Here is a 25,659-nt window from a genome sequence, read left to right as displayed (position 1 = left end):
TCGTCGGCGCTCTCTAGCGTCGACGGCATGAGACCGGTCATCGTCACGAACCCACCCCGCGCCGATGTCGGGCAGGTGACCCGGCTGGCGGAGTACGGCGTGGCCACGGTGCACGAAGCGCTCGGCCGCACCGGCCTGCTCGGCCCGCACCTGCGGCCGATCCAGGACGGCGCGCGGATCGGCGGCACGGCTGTTACGGCGCTGTGCTGGCCGGGGGACAACCTGATGATCCACGCGGCCGTCGAGCAGTGCCAGGAGGGTGACGTCCTGGTCGTCACCACGACTTCGCCGTCGCAGGACGGCCTCTTCGGCGAGCTGTTCGCCACCGCGCTGCGCCACCGCGGCGTGCGCGGGCTGGTGACCACCACCGGCGTCCGCGACGTCGCCGAACTGCGCGAGCTGGGCTTCCCCGTGTGGTCGGCCGCGGTCAGCGCGCAGGGCACGGTCAAGGCGACGGCCGGCGCGGTCAACGTCCCGGTCGTCGTGGGCGGCCAGACCGTCCACCCCGGTGACGCGATCCTGGCCGACGACGACGGCGTGCTGCGCGTCCGGCGCCAGGACGTCGAAGAGGGCTTGACGGCTTCCCAGGCCCGGCTGGAAAAGGAAGCTGCCGCGCGTGCGGCGTTCGCCGGCGGCCAGCTCGGCCTCGACCGTTACGGCCTGCGCGAGACGCTCGACGCGCTGGGTGTCCGCTACCTCACCGCCGAGGAGTACGAGAAGGAGCAGGGATGACCGGCGTGCGCTGCATGCTCATGCGCGGGGGCACGTCGAAGGGCGCCTACTTCCTCGCCGAGGACCTGCCCGCCGACCCGGGCGAACGCGACGACCTGCTGCTGCGGATCATGGGCACCCCGGACCCGCGCCAGATCGACGGCGTCGGCGGCGCGCAGCTCGTCACCAGCAAGGTCGCGATCGTCTCCCCGCCCGGTGGTCCCGACCGCGACGTCGACTACCTGTTCCTGCAGCTCGGGGTCGACGAGCCGACCGTGTCCGACCGGCAGACCTGCGGCAACCTGCTCGCCGGGGTCGGCCAGTTCGCCGTCGAACGTGGCCTGGTGCCCGCGGGCGGTGAGCGCACGAGCGTGCGGGTGCTGCTGGTCAACACCGGCGCGATCGCGGTCTCGACGTTCGCCACCCCCGGCGGCGAGGTCGACTACGCCGGAACGCTTGCCATCTCCGGTGTGCCCGGCACGGCCGCGCCGGTGGAGCTGGACTTCACCGAGACCGAGGGCTCGGTCGCCGGAAGCCTGTTGCCCACCGGCAACGTCCGGGACAACGTCGGCGGCCTCGAAGTGTCCTGTGTGGACAACGGGATGCCGGTCGTCGTGGCCCGGGCCGCCGATTTCGGGGTCTCCGGCTACGAACCGGTCGAGGAACTGACCGGTCTCGGCGACCGCATCGACGTCCTGCGTATCGAAGCCGGCAAGCTGATGGGGCTCGGCGACGTGAGCGGCAGCTCCGTCCCGAAGACGACGCTCGTCGCGGCCCCGCGCGCCGGCGGTGCCATCGCCACCCGGACGTTCATCCCGGTCAAGCCGCACCCGTCGATCGGCGTGCTGGGCGCGGTCAGCGTCGTGACGGCGCTGCTGCTCGACGGCGCGGTCGGGCACGAGCTGCTGGTCCGCCCGCCCGCCGGTGAGCCGATCGAGGTCGAGCACCCGAGCGGCACGCTCGGCGTCGGCGTCGAGTTCGACACGACGTCGGGGACACCGCGGGTGGCGCGCTCGACGGTTTTCCGCACCGCGCGGAAGTTGTTCGACGGCACCGTCTTCCCCCGTTCCTGAGGAGCCCGCCATGCCCGATCCCTCGCCCCGCCACGAGATCGCGCACCTCGGCCACGTCGAGCTGTTCACCCCGGAACCCGAGCGCAGCCTGGACTTCTTCGTCCGCGTGCTCGGCCTGACCGAGAACGGCACCGACGGCGATGCGGTCTACCTGCGCACGTGGGACGACTACGAGCACCACAGCCTCAAGCTCACCGCCGCGAAGACGTCCGGCGTCGGGCGCACGGCGTTGCGCGCGACGAGCGCGGAAGCGCTGGAACGACGGGTGAAGGCCCTCGAAGAGCGCGGCCTCGGCGTCGGCTGGGTCGACGGGGACACCGGCATCGGGCCGACGTACCTGTTCCGCGACCCGGACGGCCACGAGCTGGAGATCTACTGGGAAACCGAGCGCTACCGGCCGCCCGAGCACCTGCGGCCGGCGCTCAAGAACCAGGCGCAGGCCTACCCGGGCCGCGGGGCCGGCGTCCGGCGCCTCGACCACGTCAACTACCTGGCGCAGGAGGCGGCGGCCAACGGGCAGTTCGTCTGCGACGCGCTCGGCGGCCGCGTCACGGAACAGATCCAGCTCGACAACGGCGTGATTTCCGGGCAGTGGACGCACTTCGCGCAGAAGTCGTACGACCTCGTGTACACCACGGACTGGACGCGCTCGACCGGGCGGCTGCACCACATCGCGTTCGCCACCGACACCCGCGAGGACATCCTGCGCGCGGCCGACATCGCCCTCGACGCAGGCGTCCACATCGAGACGGGCCCGCACAAGCACGCGATCCAGCAGACGTTCTTCCTCTACGTCTACGAGCCCGGCGGCAACCGCATCGAGCTGTGCAACCCGACCGCCCGGCTGATCTTCGCGCCGGACTGGGAGCCGGTCACCTGGACCGAGGCCGAGCGGGCCAAGGGGCAGGCGTGGGGCCTCAAGACGATCGAGTCGTTCCACACCCACGGCACCCCGCCGGTGGTCTAGTCCTTGGCGGGTTCCTCCGGTTCCGCGTCGGCGTCGTCGCCGTGGGTCAGGGTGCGCAGCGAGGAGAACAGGCTGATGCGGCGCATGTCCATCAGCTGCCAGCCGCGGGCGATGCCGAAGGCCAGGTCGCCGATCAGCACGTAGTACAGCGTGCGCAGCGGGTCCCAGTTACCCGGTTCGGTGAGGAGCCGGACGCCGGCGTAGATCTCGAAGCCCGCGATCACCAGCAGGGCCGACGCCATGCGCAGCGAACTCCAGTGCCCCCGCCGGTGCCGCACCGCCGTGACGAGCGACCGGGTCGCCGCCGCGTCGAACACCAGGATGCCCGCCCCGGACGCGACCGCCCACCCACCCGGCGAGCTCCCGGGCACCAGGATCATCAGCGACAGCACCAGCGCGTTGGTGAACAGCAGCATCGCGGCGGACGCGCGCGTGTGGTACTCGGCGTGCGTCGTCGTCCGGTGGACGCGCTCCGGCGACACCGAGACGGCCACGAACAGCAGGCCGATCAGCGCGCCGCTCGCCCCGGCGACGGCGATCGCGAACTCGTGGTACTCGTCGGGGATGCCCATCGGCGCAACGTACTTCATCCGGGTGTGCCGCGCGCGGGCGATCTTTGTGGTGTGATCGAAGGCATGGGCGACACGATGCTGGCGGGCCGGCTGGATCTGGACAAACGGGAGTTCGGCGTCGAAGAGGTGCCGATCCCGGTGCCGGGGCCGGGGGAGGTGCGGATCGCGGTCGCCGCGGCCGGCGTCTGCCTGTCCGATCTGCACCTCATCGACGGCACACTGCCCGGCACCGGCCGGGTCACCCTCGGCCACGAGGTCTCGGGCACGATCGAGGCGCTCGGCCCGGACGTGCCGGAGCACCTCACCACCGGCCTGCGCGTGACGCTGCAGGCCGGCCAGTCCTGTGACGTCTGCGACCGCTGCCTGCGGCGCCTGCCGTGCCGGCGCTCGCGGGTGCGCGGGGTGCACTACGACGGCGGCTGGGCGGAGTACGCCCTCGCCCGGGCCGACACGGTCGTCCCGATCCCGGATGACCTTCCGTTCGACCAGGCGGCGATCATCCCGGACGCGGTGTCGACGCCGTACGCGGCGGTCGTCGCCACGGCCCAGGTCCGCCCGGCGAGCTCGGCGGGCGTGTGGGGCGCGGGCGGCCTCGGCGTCCACGGCCTGCAGGTGCTGCGCCTCGCGGGCGCGGCCCCGATCGTCGCGATCGACCCGCTGCCGGCGGCCCGTGAACGGGCGTTGACGTTCGGCGCGGACTTCGCGCTCGACCCGGCCGCGGCGGACTTCGCCGAGCGGATCGGCGCGTGGACCGAAGGCCGCGGCCTGGACTACGCGTTCGACTTCGCGGCAGTGCGCGAGCAGGCGGCGGGCGTCCTCGGCGCGCAGGGTGCGATGGTGCTCACCGGGCTCACCGACGCCCCGCTGCACCTCCCGGACAGCACCGGCCTGAGCGTGCGCGGCCAGCGGATCCTCGGGCACTTCGGCTCGTCGGGCGAGCACGTGCTCGAGCTGGTCACGCTGGCCCGGTACGGCCGGCTCGACCTGTCCCGTTCGATCAGCGCGCACATCCCGCTGGCCGAGGCGGACCGGGCGGTGAAGCAGCTGGCCGAGAAGTCGGGCGACCCGATCCGGCTGATCTTGGTACCGTGACGGACGTCCCATGTGGACGGTGCGCGTTCGACGGTTTCGACGGGCGCGCCGCGGCCGGCTGGAAGCCGGTGTAACGACTGGCCTTTCCGCGCCGATGTCGGGTCTGTGAGTCTGAAGGAAGCCCCGGTCATCAGCAACGGCTGGCGTGTCACGGCGAAGTTCACGATGACCGGTCGCGAGACCGAGATCCTCGACCTCATCGGTGAAGGCCTGCGCAACCACGAGATCGCCCGGCGGCTGGTGATGCGGGAGGCGACGGTGAAGACGCACATCAACAACCTCTTCGCCAAGGCGGGCTTCCACTCGCGGGAAGACGCGGTCCTGTACGCGATCGGCATCGCCGAGCCGGGCCGCTACCACCGCGCGGACTGACGCGGCGGCCACCGGTACCACCGCCACGGTTCAACCCGTGGCGGCGGCTCGGTCTCAGCTTCCGGTCACCGCCGGGGGTTCCGGCTTCGGTGTCGTCGAAGCCGCCGGGGCGTGGCGGGCGAGGAGCACGCCGATGGCCAGTGCGGTCAGCGGTGTCGTAGCCCGTCGGGGGCACCACAAGGAACCCGCTGTGCGCGGGCAGTAGAACCAGCCGTTACCGCCGCGGCGGCTCGGTCTCGGCTTCCGGTCACCGCCGCGGGTTCCGGCTTCCGTGTCACCGAAACCGCCGGGACGTGGCGGGGGAGGAACGCGGCGATGGCCATTGTGATCAGCGGTGTCGTAGCCCGTCGGGGGCACCACGAGGAACCCGCTGTGCGCGGGTAGCCGAACCGGCCGCTATCGCCGCGGCGGCCCGGTTCAGCTTCCGGTCACCGCCGGGGGTTCCGGCTTCCGTGTCACCGAAGCCGCCGAAGCGTGGCGGGCGAGGAGCACGCCGATGGCCAGCGCGGTCAGCGTCGTGTCGAAGCAGGTCGCGCGCACCACAGGGAACCCGCCGTGCGCGGGCAATAGAACCAGCCGCTATCGCCGCGGCGGCTCGGTCTCAGCTTCCGGTCACCGCCGCGGGTTCCGGCTTCCGTGTCACCGAAACCACCGGGACGTGGCGGGGCAGGAACGCCGCGATGGCCAGTGCGATCAGCGCCGCGCCCGAGCCCATCGCCAGCACCACGCGGAATCCGCTCTGTGCGGGCAAAATCACCGGTCCGAAGTGGACGGTCAGCTGGGCCAGCACCAAACCCGCCGTCGCGCTCGAGATCGACGTGCCGATCGAGCGCATCAGCGTGTTCAAGCTGTTCGCCGCGGCCGTTTCCGACACCGGGACGGCCGCCATCACCAGGCCCGGCATCGCGCCGTAGGCCAGGCCGATGCCGCCGCCGATGACGCACGAGATCAGGACCAGGTGCCAGACCTCGCTCATCAGCACGATGCCGATCGCGTACCCGATGGCGACGACGACCGCGCCGAGCATCAGCGTCGTCTTCGGGCCGCGCGTGCGGGAGATCCGCGCGGACACCGGCGCGAGCGCCATCATCACCAGCCCGGACGGCGCCATCACCAGGCCCACCACCAGCATCGACCGGCCGAGGCCGTAGCCGGTGGCCGCCGGCAGCTGCAGCAGCTGGGGCAGGACCAGCGACATCGCGAACATCGCGAAGCCGAACACCGCGGACGCGAGGTTGGTCAGCAGCACCTGGCGCCGCGCGGTGGTGCGCAGGTCCACCAGCGGCTGCCGGGTCCGCAGCTCCCACCGGCCCCACAGCAGCAGCACCAGCACCGCCGCGGCGAACAGGCCGAGCGTCGCCGCGCTGCCCCAGCCCCAGTCGGCCCCCTTGGAGATGGCCAGCAGCAGGCACACCAGGGCGATCGACAGCCCGGCCGCGCCGGGGACGTCGAAGCGGCCGCCGGTGCGCACCGGTGACTCGGGAACCAGCGCGACGACCAGCCCGGTGACGACCAGGCCGAGCCCGGCCGACGTCCAGAACAGCACGTGCCAGTCCGCGTGCTCGGCCAGCAGCGCCGCCGCGGGCAGGCCCAGCGCGCCGCCGACACCCAGGGACGCGCTCATCAGCGCGGTCGCCGAACCGAGCCGTTCGGCCGGGAGCTCGTCGCGCATGATGCTGATCCCGAGCGGGATGACGCCCGCCGCGAGGCCCTGCAGCGTCCGCCCGGCGACCATCGGCACCAGCGTGTCGGACAGCGCGCCGATCGTCGAGCCGGCGACCAGCGCGCCGAGGCTGATCAGCAGCATCCGCCGCTTGCCGTACATGTCGCCGAGGCGCCCGACCGTCGGCGTCGCGACCGCGCCCGCCAGCAGCGTCGCCGTGATGGCCCAGGTCGCGTCGGAGGCGGACGCGTGCAGCAGTCCGGGCAGCGCCGGGATCAACGGGATCACGAGCGTCTGCATCAAGGAGACCACGATGCCGGCGAACGCGAGAACGCCGACGACGAGGCTCGTTCTCGGCGCGGTTTCCGCGGCGGGAGCGGAAGGTCTGGACACGGGTGGATCCTCCAACGGGGGACGCAAGGGGGGAGGGATCGGGCGTTCGGGTCGAATTAAATCAACCGCTTGACTTAGCCTAGCAGCCTTCGGTTGACTGCTGACGAACTGACGGCCCACCACGAGGAGGATGCACGGTGACCGACGAGGTCCTGAGCTATCCGATGCCCGCCCCCGCGGCGCTGGAACCGCCCGCCGAGTGGGAGCGGCTGCGCCGGCAGTGCCCCGTCGCCGCCGTCCGGCTGCCCAGCGGCGACCAGGCGTCCCTGCTGACCCGCTACGACGACGTCAAGCAGGTGCTGTCCGACCCGCGCTTCACCCGCCTGCTCAACGCCTCCGACGCCGCGCGCCTCACCGACTCCGACTCGGGCGGGGTGTTCAACAGCGAGATGGCGAACACGCTGCCGCAGGAGGGTGACGGCCACCAGCGGTGGCGCCGGATGATCAGCAAGTGGTTCACCGCCAAGCGGATGGCGGCGCTGCGCCCGGGGGTCGTCGCGATGGCCGAGCAGCTCGTCGACGAGATGGTCGCCGCGGGCGCGCCGGCCGACCTCAAGGCGAGCGTCGGGTTCCCGCTGCCCGTCTGGGTGATCTGCGACCTGCTCGGCGTGCCCGACGCCGACCGCGCGAAGTTCGCGCACTGGTCCGACAACCTGCTCAACCTCACGCGCTACACGCAGGCCGAGACCGACGCCGCCCAGGCCGAATTCGGCGCCTACCTGCTCGCCCACATCACGGCCAAGCGCGCCGAACCCGGTGACGACCTGCTCAGCGACCTGATCACCGGGGCCGCCGAGCCACTGCCGGACGCGATCCTGGTGGCCACCGGACAGGCGCTGCTCGTGGCCGGGCACGAGACGACGGCGAACATGATCGGCAAGATGCTCGGCCTGCTGCTGTCGGACCGGCGGCGCTGGGAGCAGCTGCTGGCCGACCCGTCGCTGGTGCGCACCGCGGTGGAGGAGGCGCTGCGGTTCGACGCCAACCCCGGCATCGGCATGCCCCGCTACCTCGGCGAAGAGGTCGAGCTCGCCGGCGAGGTGCTGCCGCGCGGCACCACGGTGCTGTGCAGCATGGCGGCCGCGAACCGCGACGAAGGCGCGTTCGCCGCCGCCGGCGAGATGGACCTGACCCGCAGCCCCAACCCGCACCTGGCCTTCGGGGCGGGCTCGCACTCGTGCCTCGGCCAGGCGCTGGCGCGCACCGAGCTGCAGGTCGTCCTGGAAGTGCTGGTGCGCAAGCTGCCGTCGCTGGCGCTCGCCGTCGAACCGGGGAAGCTGCGGCGCGTCGAAGGGCTCGCCGTCGGCGGCCTGCGCGAGCTGCCGGTGCGGTGGTGAAGACCGCCCGCGCGGACGCCACCCGCGAGCGGATCCTGACGACGGCCGAGCGGCTGTTCGCCGAACACGGCGTCTACGCGGTGTCCAACCGGCAGATCAGCGAGGCCGCCGGGCAGGGCAACAACACCGCGGTCGGGTACCACTTCGGCACCAAGGCCGACCTGGTCCGCGCGATCGCCCGGCGGCACACCGAGGAGATCGAGGTGACCCGGACGCGGATGGTCGGCGAGGTGCCCGCCGGCGCGCCGGTGCGAGCCTGGGTCGCGTGCCTGGTCCGCCCGGCGACCGACCACCTGGGGGCCCTGCCCGGCCCGACGTGGTTCGCCCGGTTCGGCGCGCAGGTCATGACCGACCCGGCGTTGCGCGGGATCATGGTCGAAGAGGCGCTGGCCGTGCCGTCGCTGCACCGGACCCTGCGCGGCCTCCACGCCTGCCTGCCCGCGCTGCCCGCCGACGTCCGGGCCGAGCGAGCCGACATGGCGCGTCAGCTGATGGTCCACACCTGCGCCGAACGCGAACGAGCGTTGGCCGAAGGAACTCCCACCCCGCGCGCCGGCTGGCACGCCGCCGGGACCGGCCTGATCGACGCGCTCGTCGGTCTCTGGCTCGCCCCGGTCACCACCACGAATGAAGGAGAGCGTTGATGAAGGTAGCCGTCGACACCGAAAAGTGCTGCGGCGCGGGGACGTGCGTGATGCTCGCCCCGGACGTGTTCGACCAGGGTGAGGACGACGGCATCGTCGTCCTCCTCGAGGAGCACCCCGGCGAGGAACTGCACACCACGGTCCGCGAAGCCGCGAACGTCTGCCCGGCCGGGGCCATCTCACTCTCGTGACCCGCGTCCACTGTGGAGGAACCGCATGACCAGCACCCTCGGCATCCCCGAGTTCCCGATGACCCGCGCCGCGGGCTGCCCGTTCGACCCGCCGCCCGCCGCGCGCGCGTTGCAGGAGGAAGGCCCGCTCAAGCGGGTGAAGCTGTGGGACGGCAGCACCCCGTGGCTGGTGACCCGCTACGCCGAGCAGCGCGCGCTGCTGGCCGACCCGCGGATCAGCGCCGACATCTCCCGGCCCGGCTACCCGAGCCCCGCGCCGCTGCCGAAGGGCGGCAGCAGTGGCATCAGCTTCATCCTGATGGACAACCCGGAGCACGCGCGGCTGCGGCGGATGGTCACCGCGCCGTTCACCATCCGGCGCACCGAGAAGATGCGCCCGGCGGTGCAGAAGATCGTCGACGACCAGGTCGACGCGCTGCTGGCCGGCCCCAACCCGGCCGACCTCGTCGAGGCGTTCGCGCTGCCGGTGCCGTCGCTGGTGATCTGCGAGCTGCTCGGCGTGCCCTACGCCGACCACGACTTCTTCCAGGAGAACAGCAAGGTCATCATCCGGCGGAGCGCGAAGCCCGAGGAACGCGCCGCCGGGCACCAGGCGCTCATCGGCTACCTCGACGAGCTGATGGGCAAGAAGCTGGCCGAACCGGCCGACGACCTGCTCTCGGGGCTCGCCACGCGGGTCAACGCGGGGGAGCTGACCCGGGTGGAGGCGGCCCAGATGGGCGTCCTGCTGCTCATCGCCGGACACGAGACCACGGCGAACATGATCGCGCTCGGCACCCTGGCGCTGCTGGAGCACCCGGACCAGCTGAAGCTGCTGCGGGAGAGCGACGATCCCGCGCTGGTCAAGTCGGCGGTCGAGGAACTGTTGCGCTACCTGAACATCACGCACAACGGGCGCCGCCGCCTCGCGCTGGAGGACATCGAGATCGCGGGCGAGACCGTGCGCGCGGGTGAGGGCCTGATCATGGCGAACGACATCGCCAACCGCGACCCGGACGTCTTCCCGGAAGGCGACCGCCTCGACCTGACCCGCGACGCCCACCGCCACATCGCGTTCGGCTTCGGCGTCCACCAGTGCCTCGGCCAGCCGCTGGCCCGGCTGGAGCTGCAGGTCGTCTACAGCACGCTGTACCGCCGGATCCCGACGCTCGCCCTGGCCACGGAGGTCGGCAAGGTCCCGTTCAAGCACGATGGATCGGTCTACGGGGTCTACGAGCTGCCCGTCACCTGGTGAACCCGGGTGCGGTCAGAAGCTGCGCAGCACCGAGACGACCGTGCCGAGGATGACCGCGCGGTCGCCGTCGATGACGTCGTAAGCCGGGTTGCGGGGCTCGAGGTAGACGTGGCCGTCGCGGCGGCGGAAGACCTTGACCGTCGCCTCCTCGTCGATCATCGCGGCGACGATCTGGCCCGAGTGCGCCTCCGACTGCTGCTTGACCACGACGATGTCGCCGTCGCAGATGGCGGCGTCGATCATCGAGTCGCCGCGGACGCGCAGGCCGAAGACGGTGCCGCGGCCGGTGAGGTCGCGCGGCAGGTTCAGCACGTCGTCGACGTGCTCCTGGGCCGCGATCGGGGTGCCGGCCGCGATGTCGCCGACCACCGGCACCGAGACCGAGTCGCTGTCGGGCCGGGGGCCGCTGTCACGCAGGAACGCGCGCACGTCGAGCTGGCGCGCGACCGAGCCGCCGCGGCTCAGGTAGCCCTTGTCCTCCAGCGCCGCCAGGTGCTTGGACACCGACGACGAGGACCGCAGCCCGACGATCTCCGCGATCTCCCGGCTGCTCGGCGAATACCCGTGGTGGACCACGCAGTCCCGGATCGCGACCAGGATCCGTTGCTGCCGCTCGGGCAGGGTGGTGGCGTCCAGGTGCTCGAACGGATCGACGTCGTAGGTGGTCACGGGCGCAATCCTAGTGGCAGGCGCTTCGCGTCCCGTCGCCCGGTCCGGCTCGCCACGATCGGGTGAGTCCCGCTCACCGGAACAGCAACCAGTGGTTGGCGACTGACCAACATGAGACGAGACCTCGGCACCTGTTGACCGATGTCCGGTTTGGCCTTATGGTCTAGACCATAAATTTCCTTCGCTCGAACACCTTCCCGGCGCGGCGGTCCTCCCAGCGGGGCCCGGGCCGCGGTTCCGTCGTGCCCGGCGGCGGGAAGGCGAGCCCGTCCCCGAAGGAGCTGGAATGAAAGCGAACCGGAAACTGGTCGCGGCCGCCGCGGGTGTGCTGCTGGCACCGGTGCTGGTGCTGGTCAATCCCGCGGGAATCGCGAGCGCGCACGGCTACGTCAACGCGCCGGCCAGCCGGCAGGCGCAGTGCGCCCAGGGCACGGTGTCCTGCGGGGACATCAAGTACGAACCGCAGAGCGTCGAGGGCCCGAAGGGGCTGACCTCCTGCAACGGCGGCAACGCCCAGTTCGCCGAGCTGAACGACAACAACAAGGGCTGGAACGCCGCGCCGGTCGGCACCACGGTGACGTTCACGTGGACCTTCACGGCCCGCCACAGCACGGCCGGCTACGACTACTACATCGGCAGCGAGAAGGTCGCCAGCATCCCCGGCAACAACCAGCAGCCGCCGGCAACCGTTTCGCACCAGGTGAATCTGAGCGGCCACACCGGACGCCAGACGGTGCTGGCGGTGTGGAACATCGCCGACACGGCCAACGCGTTCTACTCCTGCATCGACCTGCAGGTGGGCTGAGCCCCGGGCTGCCCGGGGTGCGCGGCCCCGGGCAGCCCGGTCACCCCGCCGATGCCCGGCTCTCTGCCGACCGGAACGGCCAACTCGCCGACCGGAGTGGCCACACTCCGCCCGCAGCGGCCAACACACCGACAGTAGTGGCCAACGCGCCGACGACGGGGGTCCGCTGTCCCTGCTGCACGCCCGTGTTGGCCGTTCCCGTGGGCGATTCGGCTACTCCGGGCGGTGAGGTGGCCAATCCGGGGCGCCGCGGCGGTCCGCGCTGAAGATCGCGTCGATGTCGTCTACTCTGGCCGGTCCGAACAGGACCCTTCCCGACCGGAGCGGACCATGGCGGACCTGCGGGTGAAACCGCTCGACGAAACGACCTGGCCGGACTTCGCCGCGCTCGTCGAGCGCAACAACGGCGTCTGGGGCGGCTGCTGGTGCATGGGCTTCCACGTCGAAGGCGTCGGCCGCGGCCACACGCCGGAGGGGAACCGCGCCGCCAAGGAAACCCGCGTGCGCGAAGGGCGGGCCCACGCCGCCCTGGTCTACGACGGCGAAAACTGCGTCGGCTGGTGCCAGTTCGGGCCGCCGGCGGAACTCCCGCGCATCAAGCACCGGCGGGCTTACGAGGCCGAACCGGGCCAGCCGCCGGACTGGCGGATCACCTGCTTCTTCGTCGACAAGACCCGTCGCCGGGCGGGGGTCGCCGACGCCGCGCTCGGCGGTGCGCTGGCGGAGATCGCCCGGCTCGGCGGCGGCACCGTCGAGAGCTTCCCCGAAGACACCGAAGGGCGCAAGGTGTCCGCGTCCTTCCTCCACAACGGCACCGTCGCGCTCTTCGAGCGGCACGGGTTCACCCGCGACCGCCGGATCGGCAAGCACCACTGGGTGGTTCAGGCCACCGCCGGCTCCACGAAGGCCCGCACGCCGGACTCGAGCGTGTAGCTCATCGAACCATCGTTGGGCCCGTGTGCTCGCCGGCGAAGTGGAGCCGCCCCTCGGGCGCGCGGATCGCGGGCATGAGCTTGCCGTGGGCGGATCGGGCAGCACGAACGAGCCCTCGGTGGGCAAACCTTTCGCCGCAAGTCAGCCGGCGGGGTTCTCCGCGTAGTTGACCGTGATGGTCTTGAAGCCGAGGGACTGCAGCAGGCCGACCAGCATCGCCTTGGTGTTCCGCTCCGCGTCGGCGATCAGCGTGCTCTTCGCGGCCGCGGCCTGGATCTGTTTCTGGGCGAGCTCGTAGAGCGCCTGCTGCGAGTTGGGGTTTCCGCTGAGGAAGTCGTTGATCTTCGTGAACAGGCCCTGCGACTCCGCGTACACATGGGATTCGTGCACGTCCAGGGTCGCCGGCTCGAGTTGCGCGTGCCCCAGGGTGATCGTGGCGGACTGGCGGTCGTCGGAGACCTTGACCGCGTCGCCCTTCAACTTCGAGAAGTCGACGAAGGCGTTGTCCGTGCCGACGCCGATGAACAGCGTGTCGCTGCCCACGAGGAAACTGGGCAGGGCGGAGCTGGTCGTGATGTCGACGACCACCTGGAACGAACCGCTGGCGGCCTCGTAGCGCGACAGTTCGACGATCGACTGCAGCAGCACCGGGCCGGAGTGCTCCTCGGTGTGTTCGGCGAACGGATTGCGCAACTGGGGTAGCAGGTGTACAGCCGAACCGACGAGCACCGCGCCCGCCAGGACCACCACTGCCACAGCCATGATGACGAGCTTCTTGCCCCATGCACCCATACCGGGAGGAATACCCAAGCCGGCGCGGGATTAAGCGATTCCGGGCGCTGGGGATGGCAGGTGAGCGGATGCCGGAGCGCGGTGGGCCAGTCGGCCGAACGGCGTACCACGGCCGCGGGTCACCGGTCGTCGACGGGGCAGGTGCACCACTCGATGGGCGCGTGTGCCCGGCGTTCGGAGTCCTCTTTGGACCCGGTGACCGGTCAGCTCCGGTGGCCGCGGGCGTGGTCCAGTACCGCGCGCGGGTCGGCGGGGGTGGTTTCGCCGCGCCACGCGACGTACCCGTCGGGCCGGACCAGGACGTACCGGGCGCCGTAGAGACCGTGCAGGTCCGGCCGGTTGAGCCGGTGGCGTTTCACCGGCACGCCGTCCGCGGCGGTTTCCCATTCGGGCGCGGGCGGGGCGGCGACCTCCAGGAGCGTGAAGCCGGGGCCGAGTTCGTCCTGCAGCGACCGGTCCCGGCCGAGCCACTGGTGGGGCAGCCGGTTGCCCGGGGCCGCGGACGGCCGGTACTCCGAACCGGGGGAGACCGGGGCGGGTCCGTCGTCGGGGACGACCACCGGGGAGTCGGGGTACGCCGTGCCGAGCACAAAACCGAGGGTGTACATCTCGGCCGTTTTGGCCTGCCGGATCAGTTCCGCGGTCTTGGCGCGCGCGGCCCGGCCGTCCGGTCCGTCGTCGTCCAGCCCCGGCAAGGCCAGTTCGCCGGTCAGCACCCGCATGTTCCGCTCGGCCTCGGCGATGGCGCGCTGCGCGACGGGACGGCGTTCGATCTCGTAGGAGTCGAGCAGCTCGGCGCCGGCCCAGCCGCGCAGCGCGGCCGCGAGCTTCCAGCCGAGGTCGGCGGCGTCCCCGATGCCGGTGTTGGCGCCGAACCCACCCCACGGCGGGTTCTGGTGCGCGGCGTCCCCGGCCAGGAAACACCGCCCCTCCCGGTAGCGGTCGGCCACCAGCATCCGGGCCGTCCAGGGATCGGTCGCGGTGACGGTGATCGGGACCTCGGCGCCGATCATCCGGTGCACCGCCCGTGCACACCACGCGGCGTCGGCGCCGTCCGGGGCGTTGATGATGATCGCCCACCACAGGTCTTCGGTGTCCAGCGTGCCCATCAGGCCGTTGACCTCGGGGTCGACCACCCAGTACTGCACGGCGCGGCCCAGGTCGTGGCGGGCGGACAGGCCCGGCGCGTCGAAGATGACCTGCACGTTGCGGATCTCGTGGCTCCGCCCGGTCAGCGGGATGCCGCACGCCCGCCGGACGGCGCTGCGGGCACCGTCGGCGCCGACGAGGTACCGGCCCCGCACCACGCGCTCGCGCCCCGCCTCGTCCGTCGCGGTGGCGGTGACGCCGGTGGTGTCCTGCTCGGCACCGGTCACCGTCCAGCCCCAGCGCGCGCTGACCGTCTCCCGCATGGCGAGGGTGTCGCGCAGGGCCGACTCGACGTGGTTCTGCGCGCTCCACAGGGCGGGTTCGGCCAGTTCCGCCCGCTGGACGTCGCTGAGGGCGAAGACGCCGTCGAAGCGTTCCAGCTGGTGGCCGGTGAGCGAGGTGCAGAAAACGGCCGAGTCGGACCAGCCGAACGGCAGGCGCGCGTGGTCCCGCACCGCGCCGGCGATGCCCAGGCGCCGGAAGATCTCCATCGACCGGGGGTTCATCTGCTTGCACCGCGGGGACGCCAGGCTCGGCTCCGGCCGCGGCTCCAGCAGGACGCAGCCGATGCCCCGGGAGCCGAGTTCGTGGGCGAGGGTCAGGCCGACCGGGCCGCCGCCCGCGATGACGACCTCCGTGGTCTCCACCTCGGCGGCAGGTTCGGTGCTACTCGTCATGACGGGCTCCCGCGGGTCGGCTGCGCCGGAAGTGTATAGCGGGGTTCAGAGGTCTCCGGCTCGCTCGTACAGCTCGCGTACGGGTCGGTGAACGCGGCGCTCGTGAGGTCGAGGGTGACGCCGCCTTCGGTCATCGTGCCCCGGCTGGTGGCGCCGAAAACGGTGCCCTGCCGGTGCCGGGGTCGAAGTCCCGCAGCCACGGGCCGCCGCTGGAGCCGCCGGCCAGATCGCAGTCCGTCCGCCACGCGGACGCGACCGAGTTGGTTTCCAGGGCCTCGCGCAGGAGACCAGCGCTTCGCCGCCCGCCGGCCGCGACACCGGGTGGCCGAGGATCGTGGTGTCCACAAGGGACGGTGGCCTTCCGAACGAGATGTCCTGTGTACCGGCGACGTGGTGGCCGTCGACCGGGTCGAGGGCGAGCACCGCGTCGTCGTCCGTCCGCTGGTGGGTCCGCTGTAGGTGGCGGACCAGGCGAAGGCCCGGACCGGGAACCCCCCTGCGGGCGCCGCGCCGCGGTCGTAGCCGGGGACGAACACGACGTAGACGATCTTGATCGGGTTGTCGAACCGGTCCAGGCCGCCGTCGACGCCGGGGTCGGCGGTGAAGAACAGCCGCCCGACGCCCGCGGGAACCGGGCCTCCCCACAACCGGCCGCTCTTCTCGGCCGGGGCAGGGAATCGCTGCCCGCCAGCCCGCACACCGGCGGGGTTGTTGGCCGGACGGGTGATCTTGGCGTTCTGCCGGGGTGGCGGGCGGACGTTAGGCTGGCGCCCCGACGAACAGGGCCGGTCAGCGGCCGTCCGCGAGGAGCCGCCGCCATGCCAGCCGACCGTGCCGCCGCGTCGACCCGTCACCCCCGGCACAAGCGCCGCGGGGAGGCCCGCCTGCCGGCCGCCGTCGCGACCCTCGTGGCCATCGCGCTCTACCTGGCCCTGCCGGAACAGCTGCTGGTCGGACCCCGGTTCGTGGTGCCCGCGCTGGAGTTCGTGCTGCTGGTGCCGCTGATCGCGATCAACCCGCGGCGCGTCACGCGGCAGACCCGGCTTTCCCGCGTGCTGTCCTTGACGCTGGTCCTGGTCATCGCGGTCACCAACCTCGGGGCCCTGGCGCTGCTCGTCCACGACCTGATCGCCGGCGCGGCCGACAGCGGCCAGGCCCTGCTGCTGGGCGCGCTGCAGGTGTGGCTGACCAACGTGATCGCGTTCGGCCTGGCCTACTGGGAACTGGACCGCGGCGGCCCGGTCAAGCGCACCCAGTCCGGGCGCGCCGACCTGCCCCTGGCCGACTTCCGGTTCTCCCAGGACGAAAACGCCGACACGGTCGAGGAAGTCGCCGACGGCTCCAGCGTCAAGGCCGACTGGGTGCCGACGCTGGTCGACTATCTGTACGTGTCGGTGACCAACTCGACGGCGTTCAGTCCCACGGACACGATGCCGCTGTCGTCACGGGCCAAGGTGCTGATGGCGGTGCAGAGCGTCGCGGCGCTGCTGACGTCCCTGCTGGTCATCGCCCGCGCAGTCAGCGTGCTCAAGTAGCAGGCCGTCGTGGTTCAGCGACCGCAGTGCTCAATCAACCGGTCCAGTTCACCCGACGCGAGAAATCACCTGTTCCGCGCCGCACCACCAGCTGGTGCGCCCGCCGGCCTTGCCCCGCACCATCGGCGCGCCGTCGCGCGGGCACCGCGCGCCGGGCTTCCGGAACGGGATGACGTCGAGGGTGTGCACGCCACCGTGTTGCAGCGCGGCGGACACCGCGCCACGGGTGGCACGCAGGAGCCGCTCGACGTCGGGGCGAGCGAGCTCGTCGACCGGAAGAAGGGGATGAAGCCGGGCGCGCCACAGGATTTCGTCCGCGAGCAGGTTGCCGATCCCGGCGATCGCGCTCTGGTCCAGCAGCCGGGCCTTGAGGGGCGCGGTGCCCTTGGTGACGGCGGCGCGGAACTCGGCGGCGGTGATGGTCGCGGCGTCCGGGCCGAGGGCGTCGAGCGCGGGATCGAGCACCACCCGGCCCAGCCGGCGGGGGTCGACCAGCATCAGGCGGCCGCCGTCTTCGAACGTCAGGGAGAAGCGCGACCAGCGGTAGTCGCCGGGCACGCGCCGGCCCTCCCAGTAGTCCCCGCCGTCGACCTCCGTCCCGTCCGGATCCGCCACCACGATCTTCCCGGACATGCCCAGGTGCAGGCCGAGCGTGGGCCCGCCGTCCGTCTCGCACCACATCGACTTGCCCCGCCGGTGTGCGGCCACGAGCCGGCGCCCGACGAGCGCGTCACGGATCTGGCCGGGCCGGTGCGGCCGGCACACGTAACCGTCGGAGTCGTCGACGCCGGTGATCCGCCGGCCCAGCGCCGCGCGTTCGAGCACCGAGCGGGCGAACTCCACCTCGGGCAGCTCCGGCATCGTCCCTCTCCGTCCACCTGAGAACGGTCGTTCTCGCTCGAGCTTACAGAATTCTCGCCGAGGCATGTCGAGAACGGACGGCCGGCTCCGACTCAGGGGCAGCGGCGGCCGAAACGGGGCCGCCACCACGAGACGGAGCACGCACGATGACCAAGGTGACCGCCCAGATGTCGGTGTCCCTCGACGGCTTCTACACCGGGCCACGGGCCTCTCAGGACACGAAGGGCTGGATGCGCGGCCCGGAAGCACCCGGGTTCTTCCGCGTTACCCGCTGGGCCGTCGACGCCGCGGCCTGGCGCGAGCGGCAGGGCTTCGCCGGTGGCGAGCGGTCGGTCGACTCGGAGATCGTCGAGGAGACGTTCGCGGCGGCCGGGGCCTACGTCATGGGCCGGCGCATGTTCGACGCCGGCGAGGTCCCCTGGGGTGACGAGCCGCCGTTCCACGCCCCGGTGTTCGTGGTCACCCACCGGCCCCGGGAGGTGCTCGAACGCCAGGGCGGCACCTCCTTCACCTTCGTCACCGAAGGGCTCGAACGGGCCATCGACCTGGCCCGGGACGCCGCCGGCGGCAAGGACGTCGCGGTGTCCGGCGGCGGGGAGCTCCTGCGCCAGGTGCTGGCCGCCGGGCTGCTCGACCAGCTCGACCTGCACATCGCCCCGGTGCTGCTGGGCGAGGGCCAGCACCTGTTCGGCCCGGGGCTGGGCCTCGGCGCGGACGACGGCATCGAGCTGGTCCCCGAGCGGGTCGTCGAGTCGCCGGGGGTCACCCACATCCGCTATACCGTCACCGGGCGGTCGAAGCTGGTGCTGGACGATCGCGGCGCCAGCGGCGAGCTGGTCGGACCGGCCCAGGCGGAGCAGAGGAGCGCGCTGTGAAGTACATGCTGCTGATCTACGGCAACGAGGAAGCCTTCGGTTCGATCGGTGCGGAGGCCCTCGCCGAGCTCATCCGCGAGACCGACGCCCTCAACCAGGAGCTGTTCGAGTCCGGTGAGCTGGTCGGCGCCTACGGCATGGCCGACCAGATGAACTCCAAGATGGTCCGGGTCGCCGACGGGACGCCGGTGGTGACCGACGGCCCGTACGCCGAGGCCAAGGAGTACCTGGGCAGCTTCACGATCCTCGACTGCGACAGCCTGGAGCGGGCCCTGGAGATCGCCGCGCGCAACCCGTCGGCGCGCCACTGGGGTGTCGAGGTCCGGCCGCTCATGCACGAGGCCAACGTCGAGCCGTGACCGGGTGGCAGGCCGTCCGGCGGCTGGTGCCGGAGGTGCTCGGCGCGCTGGTGCGCCGCTACGGCCAGTTCGACGCCTGTGAGGACGCCGTCCAGGAGGCGCTCGTGGCGGCCACGGCCCAGTGGCCGGTCGAGGGGTGGCCGGAGAACCCCCGGGCCTGGCTGGTGACGGTGGCGACACGCCGCCTCGCCGACCAGGTGCGCAGCGACGTCGCCCGTCGCCGGCGGGAGGAGGCGGATGCCCTCCGCACGCCCGCCGGTGGCGAGGCGTACGCCGACAGCGACGACACCCTCACGCTGCTGTTCCTGTGCTGCCACCCGGCGCTGACCCCGTCGTCGCAGATCGCGCTGACCCTGCGCGCCGTCGGCGGCCTGTCGACGGCCGAGATCGCCCGGGCCTTCCTCGTGCCCGAGGCGACCATGGCGCAGCGCATCAGCCGCGCCAAGCACCGGATCAAGGCGGCCGGAGCCGCCTTCGCCCTGCCGCCGCCGGCCGAGCGGGCGCGGCGGCTCGGCGTGGTGCTCCAGGTCGTCTACCTCGTTTTCAACGAGGGCTACACGGCCACGTCGGGGACACGCCTGGTGCGGGCCGAGCTGACGGCCGAGGCGATCCGGCTGGCCCGCGAGCTGCACCGGCTGGTCCCCGGCGACGGCGAGGTGGCCGGGCTCCTGGCCCTGCTGCTGCTCACCGACGCCCGCCGCGAGGCCCGCACGGCTCCGGACGGGTCGCTGGTGCCGCTGAGCGAGCAGGACCGGACGGTGTGGAACACCGCAGCCATCGCCGAGGGCGTGGCGCTGGTGACCGGCGCCCTGTCGCGCGGCCCGATCGGGCCGTACCAGCTGCAGGCCGCCATCGCCGCCGTCCACGACGAGGCACCCACCGCCGAAGCGACCGACTGGCCGCAGATCCTGGCCCTCTACACGGTTCTCGAGAAGGTGGCACCCAACCCGGCGGTGACGCTCAACCGGGCGGTGGCGGTGGCCGAGGTGCACGGCGCCGCGGCCGGGCTGGCCCTGCTCGACGCCGTCTCGGCCGACGACCGCATCGCCGCGTCCCACCACCTCGTGTCCGTCCGGGCCCACCTGCTGGAGCTGGCCGGCGACCACGACGCCGCGCGCGCCGGCTACCACGAGGCGGCCCGGCGCACCACGAGCGAACCCGAGCGGCGCCACCTGCTGACCCGCGCCGCGCGCCTGGGCGGCTGATCGGCTTCGGCCGCGGTGCGGGCCGGGTACCTCGGAGCCGGGCAGGTGATGGTCGTGGTCGGCACCCCCGACGAGGGAAAGCGGCCGATCGAGCCGCACGACCGGCGGTTCTTCACGCCGAAGACGTTCGGCTGGGGTTACGACGTGAACGTCTCCTGGCTGTTCCCTCCGATGCGGTACGTGCGAGCGCGGCGCCGCCGAAGGAACCCCCGATCGGCTGACGACCACGCCGGAACCGGCGTCACCGCCGGCGTTTCCTCACGCTGCGCCGAGCACGCGTCCGTCTTCCGGCGGAACCTTCGCCGGGCCCTTTGACGCCGTCCGCGCGCGGCCCGTTCACTGGTCTTCGCCTCCGGGACTCGTCCGGACGCTGGGGGAGGGCGGGCACGAGGATGGATCTGGTCCGGGAATCCGCGCTGGGCGGGCGGCTGGTGCTCTGGGAGGAGTCGGCCCGCGACGGCGCGCAGGGCAAAACCCTGATGAGCGCGGACTTCCGCGTCCGGCTGGCCCGCGAACAGGGGCGGATCTTCGGGGCCGACGGGCCGCGGCACGTGGTGTTCGCGGCCGGGTTCCCCGCGGTGTGCGCGGACGAGTTCGCCGCCACCCGCCGGGTCGCGCTGGCGGCGGCCGGGTCCGTCAGTCCCGCGGCGGTCTGCCGGGCCACCGCCCGCGACGTGCGGCAGGCGTGCGACGCGGTCCGGGGTGCGCCGAACGCCCGGGTGCTGATCGTGGTGCCCGCGTCCGACGAGATGGCCGACGCGATGGTCCACCGTCCCGCCGCCGACGCGCTGGCCGAGGCCGTCACGCTGGTCCACGCGGTGCGCGACGGTGGTACCGGCGTCATCCCGGACGTGTGTCTCGCGGACGCGCCCCGCGCCGACGTCGGCGTGCTGGCGAGCGCCGCGAACGCGTCGACCGAGGCCGGCGCGGGGGTGATCGTCATCGCCGACACGACCGGCGACCTGCTCACCGAGCGCTGTGCCGAGCTGTTCCGTGGACTGGCCGAGCGGGTGAGCGGGGACGTCGTCCTGGCCTCGCACCTGCACAACGACCTCGGCCTGGGCCTGGCGAACACGCTGGCCGCGGTGCGGGCCGGCGTCCGGGTCGTGTCGAGCTCCTGGCTGGGGGTCGCCGAGCGCAGCGGCATGGTCGCCACCGAGCAGCTCCTGTTCCTGCTCGCCCACCGCACCACCGAACTGCTGGGCGACGCCGGCCTCTGGCACACGGCACCCGACCTGACCCGGCTTCCCGCGATCGCCCGCGCGGTGTCGTCGGAGACGGGCGTGCCGCTTTCGGTGACCACCCCGATCGTCGGCACCGGCGTCGGGACGATCTCCACCGGCACGCCGTTCGTCCGGCCGGCGACGTTCCAGCCGTTCGACCCGGCGGTGCTGGGTATCGAGCCGACCGTGGTGCTCACCCACCTGGCCAGCGCCCGGGTGCTGCGCGCGGTCGCCGCACGGGCCGGCCTGGTGCTCGACCGCGCGGAGACGGCGGCGGCGCTGGAGTGGGTGAAGGCCGAGGCGTTCCGCCGCAACGAGGCCGTCATCCCCGCCGAGCACCTGGCCGGGTTCGTCGAGGCGTTCCGCGCGGCCGCGCCGGTCCCGGCGTCGTGACGGTCTTCGGCCCGGCGATCGCGGCGGCCGCCGGCGCGCTGGGGGCGGGCTCGGCGGTCGTGTTCCCGAACCCGCACCCGCTGACCTCGGTGGTCGCCGCGACCGCGCCCGGCGTTGTCAACACCGCCAAAGGCCGTCCCGCAGACCAGGCCGTCGCGCTGTGGCTCGTCGGCGACGAGCCTTGGGCCGACTTCGCCGCCGTCCTCGACCTCGACGACGCCACCCGGGTGTTCGCCCGCGAACTCCTGGTGCGCGAGCGGGTGACGCTGTTGCTGCCCCTGGTACGCGGCCGGGTGCCGGATCGGGCACGGCCGGCCACCCGTGACGGCCACGCCCTGGTGTTCGGCGCCTGCTGGGACCCGCTGCGCCCGATCCTGGCCGGCGCCGGGCCCCTGCACGTCAGCAGCGCCAACCGCACCGGGCACCCGCCGGTGGCGTCCCCCGCCGAAGCGCGGGCGATGTTCCCGCCGGACGTGCACGTCCTCCACGCCACCGACGCCACCGACGACGCGCCCGCCGCCGGCCGCGCGGCGACCACCACCCTGCGCGTGGGCCGCAACCACACGCTGACGCACACCCGTTCCGGCGCCCAGGACCGCGAGCACGGCGGTCCGGAGGGCTACCTCGCGCGCTTGCGATCCGTCTACGTCAGGGCGTGAGCGCGGTAGCGGCCGCCTTGACCTCGCTCGCGGTCAGCGCCCGGTTCCACACCTGGACACCGTCCACGCTGCCGGGCCAGAAGTCGCTGTGGCCGCCGCCGGAGACGGCGCGGCCGATGGCCAGCGGGCCGGGGGCGGCGTCGCCGGCGGCCTGGCTCCAGGTCCTGGCCTGCGCCACTCCGTCGACGTAGAGGACGTACGTACCGGCGTCGGCGTCGTGCACCCCGACGAGGTGGTACCAGCGGCCCGGCTGCGGGGCGACGTCCGACAGAGCCCGGCCCGAGCTGGTCGAGAACGCCAGCCGGTCGTCGGCCGCCGAGTACTGGAGGTAGAACGCGCTGCTCGGGTTGCCGTCCTGGCTGACCGCGGTGGCCCACGAACCCGTGTGGTCCAGCCGGACCCAGGCCCCGGCCGAGTAGTTCCCGGTGGTGTCCAGGACGGGACCGCTCGTTTCCGCGTACTGGCTCGAGCCGTCGAGCTGCAGGGCTGTGCCGGCCACGCCGGGAACCCACCCGGGCGTGCCGGTCAAGGTGGCGTCGTGGGTGCCCGCGCTGTCGTGGGCGACGGTGCCGCTGCCTTCGTCGAGGTTCCAAGCACCGACCGGGTTCTGCTGCCCGGCCGGGTGCGCGATCTGGAGGTTCTGGCGCTGGTGCGTGCTTTCCGCGCGGCCGCCGGGCCCGCGATAGGACACCGTCGCGGTCAACGCGGCGGCGCTCCCCGGCTCGGCGCCCGCGGGTGCCGACAGGGTGAAGTTCCACGTCCGCGACTGGCCGGGCGGGATCGTGGCGGCGGGCCGTCCGGTGGGCACCGCCGCCCAGCCGTCCGGCACGGCGAGGCTCACCCGCGGGGCGACGAGCTGGCTCGACGTCGTGTTGTGGACCGTGACGGTCAGCGGCGTGCTCCGGCTGACCGTGATGACGCCGTTCGCGTTCGCGGGTCCGACGGCGATCCGCGCGTCCGGGCTCGACGGCGTCCAGGACTGGAACTCGGTGACGCCGACGAAGGCGCCCGGCGGGTTGGTGAACACGAGCCGGACCTTGCTGGTGGTCAGGGTGGGGAAGGTGATCCGGTTGACGCCGTTGCCCACCGGGCTCGCCTGTTCGCGGACCTGGCCGGGGACCTCCTGCCAGGCCGACCCCGTCCAGTACTCCAGGCGGTAGGCGGCGGCCGGCCTGACCCCGCCGCCGTCGTCGTAACCGTTCCAGCGGATGTCGCCGACCGGGGTGGGCGCGCCGAAGTCGACGCCGTAGAAGTCGTTCGCGTTCGGTGAGGCGTAGTTGGTCCACCGGGTGTTCTCGGGCACCTCGTGGTACCAGACCTTGCCGTCCAGGGCGTTCCACGCGTTGTCGTCGGGGAACGTGTACGAGGTGATCGGCCGGGGGTATCCGGTGCGCAGCGGGTTGGCGGCGTCGTTGACGAGGTCGTTGCGCCGGGGGACCAGCGTGCGGCCGACGTCGATCGTGGTGTTCCGCAGGGTCGCCGACCGCTGGACGAGCCGTCCGTCGACGTAGAGTCGCATCCCGGCGCCCTGGCCGTAGTGCTTGCCGTCGCGGTCCCACAGCACGGTGACGTTGTGCCCGTGGTACTGCACGTTTTCCGCGGCGAAGTGGTCCCATGTGGACGGTGTGAGCGGCCGGACGTCGAGCGTGTCGCCGGTCTGCGGGCGCAGGCCGAGCAGCCCGGACAGGACCAGGTCGGTGTAGGTCGAGTGGTTGTAGTCCTCGCTGTGGTTCTGGCCGTCGTAGATCCACGCGTCACGGTCCGGGTCGTGCGCCTCGGCGACGTACGGCTTGCCGTTCTTCGTCTGCGTCCGGGCGTAGGTGGCGAGCGCGGCCGCGTAGTCCTCTTTGGACACCGTGCGCTGGGCCGGGTAGTCGTCCAGCAGGTTGGCGAGACCGGTGAGGGTCTGCGAGGTGGCGAAGGGCCAGCTGGGCCCGTCCCAGCGGCAGCAGGAGCCGGCGTCCTTCATGAAGAACGGGCTGCGGCGCTCGGCGGTGGTCGGCCCGTAGGCGCTCGCGAATCCGCTGGGGTCGAGCAGCTGGGACCACGCCGAGGCGTCGCCGGGCTGGGCGGCGCCGAACATCCACGGGAGGTACCCGATCTGCTCGCGGCTGCCGGACAGCCGGTGGTCCGGGTTGTCGTCACGGGCCATGGCGTAGTAGAAGCCGCGTTTCGGGTCCCATAGCCACTTCTGCAGCGCGCCCTTCAGCGCGGCGGCGCGCTGGGCGTACTCGGTGGCCAGCCGGTGGTCGCCGACGGCGTCCGCGATCCGGCTGATCGCGACGGCGTCGCCGTACTGGTAGGAGTTGAGCGTCGGGCGGTAACCGGCGCCGCCGTGGTACGGCTCGGGCGACTCGTAGGACGAGGCCGAGAACTCCATGGCGTCCCACACCGGAACCGACCAGTACAGGCCGAGGTCGGCGTTGAACTGCTTGTCCCAGCCGCGGTATTGGCGCACCAGAGACGGAAGCAGCTCGCGCAGCGGCGCGAAGTCGCCGCTCACCTGGGCCTGGCCGTAGGCCGAGGTGGCCAGCCAGACGCTGTACTCGTGGGCCCAGTCGGTGGTGTCGGCGTTGACGTCGTCCGTGGCGGGCTTGGGGCCCGCGCCGGGACCGGTGAGCCAGAACTTGAGGTAGTCCTGGCCGTAGCCCGGGTCGCGCAGCCAGCGTCCTTCGGTCAGCTGGTGCCCGGCCGCCGCGTTGATCGCCTGGTAAGGCGCGGCGTAACCGCAGCAGTCGAGGAACTCCGTCGAGATCCAGCCGTCGGCGGTGTCCGTGTAGCGCAGGTGCTCCTTGAAGACGCGCCAGCGGTAGTAGTAGACGCTCTGCATCGTGGCGTCGGGCAGGTCCACGAACGGGATGTTCGCCTCGTACCAGGCCGGATCCGAGTACCCGGCGAGGGCGGCGGAGTGGTCGAGGAAGTGCGTCCCGCCCCCGGGTGCCGGGCGGGCGGTGTCTTCGGCCGCGCCGGCGACACCGCCGAGCGCCGCCTGCGCGAGCAGGGCCGCCGCGGCCAGCCAGAGACTTCCCCAGGTCAGTCGCCCGCGCATCGCGTCCTCCCGCAGGTTTACAACGTTGTAAAACTCAGACTCGACCACTATCGCTCAGAATCACTCAAAAGGGAACACCACGGTCCAGGATCGGTACCGGTTGATCCGCACCGCGGAGCAGGCAGCGTGGCGAGGCCCACCCGGGAGTCGAACCCGGTGTTCACCGCGGCTTTGCCGGCCGCGTCACGACCGTCGTGCGATGGGCCGGGGGACCGGGCGGTGCCCG

The 25,659-nt window shown here is 72.5% G+C and carries 25 protein-coding genes; 17 read left to right on the top strand and 8 right to left on the bottom strand.

Going from position 1 to position 25,659, the window contains the following annotated elements:
* Nucleotides 1-27: 27 nt before the first annotated feature.
* Genes ACGFMK_RS27310 through ACGFMK_RS27300 form a run of 3 tightly spaced genes read left to right on the top strand, consistent with a single transcriptional unit; the run spans nucleotide 28 to nucleotide 2,751 of the window.
* Nucleotides 28-732 carry a 4-carboxy-4-hydroxy-2-oxoadipate aldolase/oxaloacetate decarboxylase gene (locus ACGFMK_RS27310; RefSeq protein WP_392768791.1) on the top strand — a complete coding sequence of 235 codons (705 nt, stop codon included), beginning with the start codon at nucleotides 28-30 and terminating at the stop codon, nucleotides 730-732.
* Nucleotides 729-1,784, top strand: a complete 1,056-nt coding sequence (locus tag ACGFMK_RS27305; protein WP_392768788.1) for a 4-oxalomesaconate tautomerase — start codon at nucleotides 729-731, stop codon at nucleotides 1,782-1,784. The genes ACGFMK_RS27310 and ACGFMK_RS27305 overlap by 4 nt, the downstream gene beginning before the upstream one ends.
* Before the next feature lie 10 nt (nucleotides 1,785-1,794).
* Nucleotides 1,795-2,751: a VOC family protein gene (locus ACGFMK_RS27300; protein ID WP_392768785.1), complete on the top strand. Its 957-nt coding sequence runs from the start codon at nucleotides 1,795-1,797 to the stop codon at nucleotides 2,749-2,751.
* On the opposite strand, the gene ACGFMK_RS27295 is transcribed toward ACGFMK_RS27300, so the two are convergent.
* On the bottom strand, nucleotides 2,748-3,323 hold the full coding sequence (locus ACGFMK_RS27295) for a hypothetical protein (protein WP_392768782.1): 576 nt from the start codon (nucleotides 3,321-3,323) through the stop codon (nucleotides 2,748-2,750). The genes ACGFMK_RS27300 and ACGFMK_RS27295 overlap by 4 nt on opposite strands.
* A 51-nt stretch (nucleotides 3,324-3,374) precedes the next feature.
* Between ACGFMK_RS27295 and ACGFMK_RS27290 the strand changes: the two genes are divergently transcribed.
* Both ACGFMK_RS27290 and ACGFMK_RS27285 read left to right on the top strand, forming a co-directional pair.
* Entirely contained in the window at nucleotides 3,375-4,415 is a 1,041-nt protein-coding gene (locus tag ACGFMK_RS27290; RefSeq protein ID WP_392768779.1) for a zinc-binding dehydrogenase, read from the top strand.
* Nucleotides 4,416-4,520: 105 nt separating this feature from the next.
* Nucleotides 4,521-4,787, top strand: coding sequence for a response regulator transcription factor (locus ACGFMK_RS27285; RefSeq protein WP_392768777.1), 267 nt, complete (start codon nucleotides 4,521-4,523; stop codon nucleotides 4,785-4,787).
* Nucleotides 4,788-5,204: 417 nt separating this feature from the next.
* Here ACGFMK_RS27285 and ACGFMK_RS27280 read toward each other — a convergent pair whose 3' ends face one another.
* Together ACGFMK_RS27280 and ACGFMK_RS27275 are read right to left on the bottom strand one after the other, a co-directional pair.
* Complete coding sequence (locus tag ACGFMK_RS27280) at nucleotides 5,205-5,327, bottom strand: hypothetical protein (RefSeq protein ID WP_392768775.1); 123 nt, start codon at nucleotides 5,325-5,327, stop codon at nucleotides 5,205-5,207.
* A 61-nt stretch (nucleotides 5,328-5,388) separates the two neighbouring features.
* Nucleotides 5,389-6,843, bottom strand: a complete 1,455-nt coding sequence (locus tag ACGFMK_RS27275; RefSeq protein ID WP_392768772.1) for an MFS transporter — start codon at nucleotides 6,841-6,843, stop codon at nucleotides 5,389-5,391.
* Nucleotides 6,844-7,007: 164 nt separating this feature from the next.
* Between ACGFMK_RS27275 and ACGFMK_RS27270 the strand changes: the two genes are divergently transcribed.
* From ACGFMK_RS27270 to ACGFMK_RS27255, 4 genes are read left to right on the top strand one after another with little or no spacing between them, the layout of a single operon-like run.
* Complete coding sequence (locus ACGFMK_RS27270) at nucleotides 7,008-8,180, top strand: cytochrome P450 (RefSeq protein WP_392768899.1); 1,173 nt, start codon at nucleotides 7,008-7,010, stop codon at nucleotides 8,178-8,180.
* The gene (locus ACGFMK_RS27265) at nucleotides 8,177-8,824 is read left to right on the top strand and encodes a TetR/AcrR family transcriptional regulator (RefSeq protein WP_392768768.1); all 648 of its coding nucleotides are present in this window, start codon (nucleotides 8,177-8,179) and stop codon (nucleotides 8,822-8,824) included. The genes ACGFMK_RS27270 and ACGFMK_RS27265 overlap by 4 nt, the downstream gene beginning before the upstream one ends.
* Complete coding sequence (locus ACGFMK_RS27260) at nucleotides 8,824-9,015, top strand: ferredoxin (protein WP_323327211.1); 192 nt, start codon at nucleotides 8,824-8,826, stop codon at nucleotides 9,013-9,015. Before ACGFMK_RS27265 ends, ACGFMK_RS27260 begins: the two co-directional genes overlap by 1 nt.
* 25 nt (nucleotides 9,016-9,040) lie before the next feature.
* On the top strand, nucleotides 9,041-10,249 hold the full coding sequence (locus tag ACGFMK_RS27255) for a cytochrome P450 (protein ID WP_392768766.1): 1,209 nt from the start codon (nucleotides 9,041-9,043) through the stop codon (nucleotides 10,247-10,249).
* 12 nt (nucleotides 10,250-10,261) lie between these two features.
* On the opposite strand, the gene lexA is transcribed toward ACGFMK_RS27255, so the two are convergent.
* The gene (gene lexA / locus ACGFMK_RS27250; protein ID WP_392768763.1) at nucleotides 10,262-10,918 is read right to left on the bottom strand and encodes a transcriptional repressor LexA; all 657 of its coding nucleotides are present in this window, start codon (nucleotides 10,916-10,918) and stop codon (nucleotides 10,262-10,264) included.
* Between the two features lie 286 nt (nucleotides 10,919-11,204).
* Between lexA and ACGFMK_RS27245 the strand changes: the two genes are divergently transcribed.
* The gene (locus ACGFMK_RS27245; protein WP_392768760.1) at nucleotides 11,205-11,723 is read left to right on the top strand and encodes a lytic polysaccharide monooxygenase auxiliary activity family 9 protein; all 519 of its coding nucleotides are present in this window, start codon (nucleotides 11,205-11,207) and stop codon (nucleotides 11,721-11,723) included.
* Between the two features lie 330 nt (nucleotides 11,724-12,053).
* On the top strand, nucleotides 12,054-12,656 hold the full coding sequence (locus ACGFMK_RS27240) for a GNAT family N-acetyltransferase (protein ID WP_392768759.1): 603 nt from the start codon (nucleotides 12,054-12,056) through the stop codon (nucleotides 12,654-12,656).
* 141 nt (nucleotides 12,657-12,797) lie between these two features.
* Here ACGFMK_RS27240 and ACGFMK_RS27235 read toward each other — a convergent pair whose 3' ends face one another.
* Both ACGFMK_RS27235 and ACGFMK_RS27230 read right to left on the bottom strand, forming a co-directional pair.
* On the bottom strand, nucleotides 12,798-13,418 hold the full coding sequence (locus ACGFMK_RS27235; RefSeq protein ID WP_392768756.1) for a DUF4230 domain-containing protein: 621 nt from the start codon (nucleotides 13,416-13,418) through the stop codon (nucleotides 12,798-12,800).
* Nucleotides 13,419-13,651: 233 nt separating this feature from the next.
* Nucleotides 13,652-15,274: an FAD-dependent monooxygenase gene (locus ACGFMK_RS27230; RefSeq protein WP_392768754.1), complete on the bottom strand. Its 1,623-nt coding sequence runs from the start codon at nucleotides 15,272-15,274 to the stop codon at nucleotides 13,652-13,654.
* 818 nt (nucleotides 15,275-16,092) lie between these two features.
* Here ACGFMK_RS27230 and ACGFMK_RS27225 point away from each other — a divergent pair.
* Nucleotides 16,093-16,809, top strand: a complete 717-nt coding sequence (locus tag ACGFMK_RS27225) for a hypothetical protein (protein WP_392768752.1) — start codon at nucleotides 16,093-16,095, stop codon at nucleotides 16,807-16,809.
* Between the two features lie 48 nt (nucleotides 16,810-16,857).
* On the opposite strand, the gene ACGFMK_RS27220 is transcribed toward ACGFMK_RS27225, so the two are convergent.
* Nucleotides 16,858-17,670 carry an Fpg/Nei family DNA glycosylase gene (locus tag ACGFMK_RS27220; RefSeq protein WP_392768749.1) on the bottom strand — a complete coding sequence of 271 codons (813 nt, stop codon included), beginning with the start codon at nucleotides 17,668-17,670 and terminating at the stop codon, nucleotides 16,858-16,860.
* Nucleotides 17,671-17,816: 146 nt separating this feature from the next.
* Here ACGFMK_RS27220 and ACGFMK_RS27215 point away from each other — a divergent pair, with 146 nt between their 5' ends.
* The 5 genes from ACGFMK_RS27215 (at nucleotide 17,817) to ACGFMK_RS27195 (ending at nucleotide 22,384) form a co-directional block, all read left to right on the top strand.
* Entirely contained in the window at nucleotides 17,817-18,545 is a 729-nt protein-coding gene (locus tag ACGFMK_RS27215; RefSeq protein WP_392768746.1) for a dihydrofolate reductase family protein, read from the top strand.
* Between the two features lie 5 nt (nucleotides 18,546-18,550).
* Nucleotides 18,551-18,904: a YciI family protein gene (locus ACGFMK_RS27210; protein ID WP_392768896.1), complete on the top strand. Its 354-nt coding sequence runs from the start codon at nucleotides 18,551-18,553 to the stop codon at nucleotides 18,902-18,904.
* Nucleotides 18,901-20,109 (top strand): RNA polymerase sigma factor, encoded by a 1,209-nt coding sequence (locus ACGFMK_RS27205; RefSeq protein WP_392768744.1) that lies wholly within the window; start codon nucleotides 18,901-18,903, stop codon nucleotides 20,107-20,109. The genes ACGFMK_RS27210 and ACGFMK_RS27205 overlap by 4 nt, the downstream gene beginning before the upstream one ends.
* A gap of 392 nt (nucleotides 20,110-20,501) precedes the next feature.
* Nucleotides 20,502-21,725 carry a 2-isopropylmalate synthase gene (locus ACGFMK_RS27200; protein WP_392768741.1) on the top strand — a complete coding sequence of 408 codons (1,224 nt, stop codon included), beginning with the start codon at nucleotides 20,502-20,504 and terminating at the stop codon, nucleotides 21,723-21,725.
* On the top strand, nucleotides 21,722-22,384 hold the full coding sequence (locus ACGFMK_RS27195) for a hypothetical protein (protein WP_392768739.1): 663 nt from the start codon (nucleotides 21,722-21,724) through the stop codon (nucleotides 22,382-22,384). Before ACGFMK_RS27200 ends, ACGFMK_RS27195 begins: the two co-directional genes overlap by 4 nt.
* Here the strand turns inward: ACGFMK_RS27195 and ACGFMK_RS27190 are convergent.
* On the bottom strand, nucleotides 22,374-25,433 hold the full coding sequence (locus tag ACGFMK_RS27190) for a LamG-like jellyroll fold domain-containing protein (protein ID WP_392768736.1): 3,060 nt from the start codon (nucleotides 25,431-25,433) through the stop codon (nucleotides 22,374-22,376). The genes ACGFMK_RS27195 and ACGFMK_RS27190 overlap by 11 nt on opposite strands.
* Between the last annotated feature and the right edge of the window lie 226 nt (nucleotides 25,434-25,659).

It is taken from the genome of Amycolatopsis sp. NPDC049252 (assembly GCF_043197175.1).
Lineage (GTDB): Bacteria > Actinomycetota > Actinomycetes > Mycobacteriales > Pseudonocardiaceae > Amycolatopsis.
Note: the sequence above shows the minus strand (reverse complement) of the source record. Positions and strands in the feature narration are given on the sequence as shown.

Excerpts from the sequence above, each read along its gene's own strand:
- ACGFMK_RS27310 (WP_392768791.1), top strand. The coding sequence starts at position 28 with ATGAGACCGGTCATCGTCACGAACCCACCCCGCGCCGATGTCGGGCAG.
- ACGFMK_RS27305 (WP_392768788.1), top strand. The coding sequence starts at position 729 with ATGACCGGCGTGCGCTGCATGCTCATGCGCGGGGGCACGTCGAAGGGC.
- ACGFMK_RS27300 (WP_392768785.1), top strand. The coding sequence starts at position 1,795 with ATGCCCGATCCCTCGCCCCGCCACGAGATCGCGCACCTCGGCCACGTC.
- ACGFMK_RS27295 (WP_392768782.1), bottom strand. The coding sequence starts at position 3,323 with ATGGGCATCCCCGACGAGTACCACGAGTTCGCGATCGCCGTCGCCGGG.
- ACGFMK_RS27270 (WP_392768899.1), top strand. The coding sequence starts at position 7,008 with ATGCCCGCCCCCGCGGCGCTGGAACCGCCCGCCGAGTGGGAGCGGCTG.
- ACGFMK_RS27260 (WP_323327211.1), top strand. The coding sequence starts at position 8,824 with ATGAAGGTAGCCGTCGACACCGAAAAGTGCTGCGGCGCGGGGACGTGC.
- ACGFMK_RS27255 (WP_392768766.1), top strand. The coding sequence starts at position 9,041 with ATGACCAGCACCCTCGGCATCCCCGAGTTCCCGATGACCCGCGCCGCG.
- ACGFMK_RS27245 (WP_392768760.1), top strand. The coding sequence starts at position 11,205 with ATGAAAGCGAACCGGAAACTGGTCGCGGCCGCCGCGGGTGTGCTGCTG.
- ACGFMK_RS27240 (WP_392768759.1), top strand. The coding sequence starts at position 12,054 with ATGGCGGACCTGCGGGTGAAACCGCTCGACGAAACGACCTGGCCGGAC.
- ACGFMK_RS27235 (WP_392768756.1), bottom strand. The coding sequence starts at position 13,418 with ATGGCTGTGGCAGTGGTGGTCCTGGCGGGCGCGGTGCTCGTCGGTTCG.
- ACGFMK_RS27230 (WP_392768754.1), bottom strand. The coding sequence starts at position 15,274 with ATGACGAGTAGCACCGAACCTGCCGCCGAGGTGGAGACCACGGAGGTC.
- ACGFMK_RS27225 (WP_392768752.1), top strand. The coding sequence starts at position 16,093 with ATGCCAGCCGACCGTGCCGCCGCGTCGACCCGTCACCCCCGGCACAAG.
- ACGFMK_RS27220 (WP_392768749.1), bottom strand. The coding sequence starts at position 17,670 with ATGCCGGAGCTGCCCGAGGTGGAGTTCGCCCGCTCGGTGCTCGAACGC.
- ACGFMK_RS27215 (WP_392768746.1), top strand. The coding sequence starts at position 17,817 with ATGACCAAGGTGACCGCCCAGATGTCGGTGTCCCTCGACGGCTTCTAC.
- ACGFMK_RS27210 (WP_392768896.1), top strand. The coding sequence starts at position 18,551 with ATGCTGCTGATCTACGGCAACGAGGAAGCCTTCGGTTCGATCGGTGCG.
- ACGFMK_RS27200 (WP_392768741.1), top strand. The coding sequence starts at position 20,502 with ATGGATCTGGTCCGGGAATCCGCGCTGGGCGGGCGGCTGGTGCTCTGG.
- ACGFMK_RS27190 (WP_392768736.1), bottom strand. The coding sequence starts at position 25,433 with ATGCGCGGGCGACTGACCTGGGGAAGTCTCTGGCTGGCCGCGGCGGCC.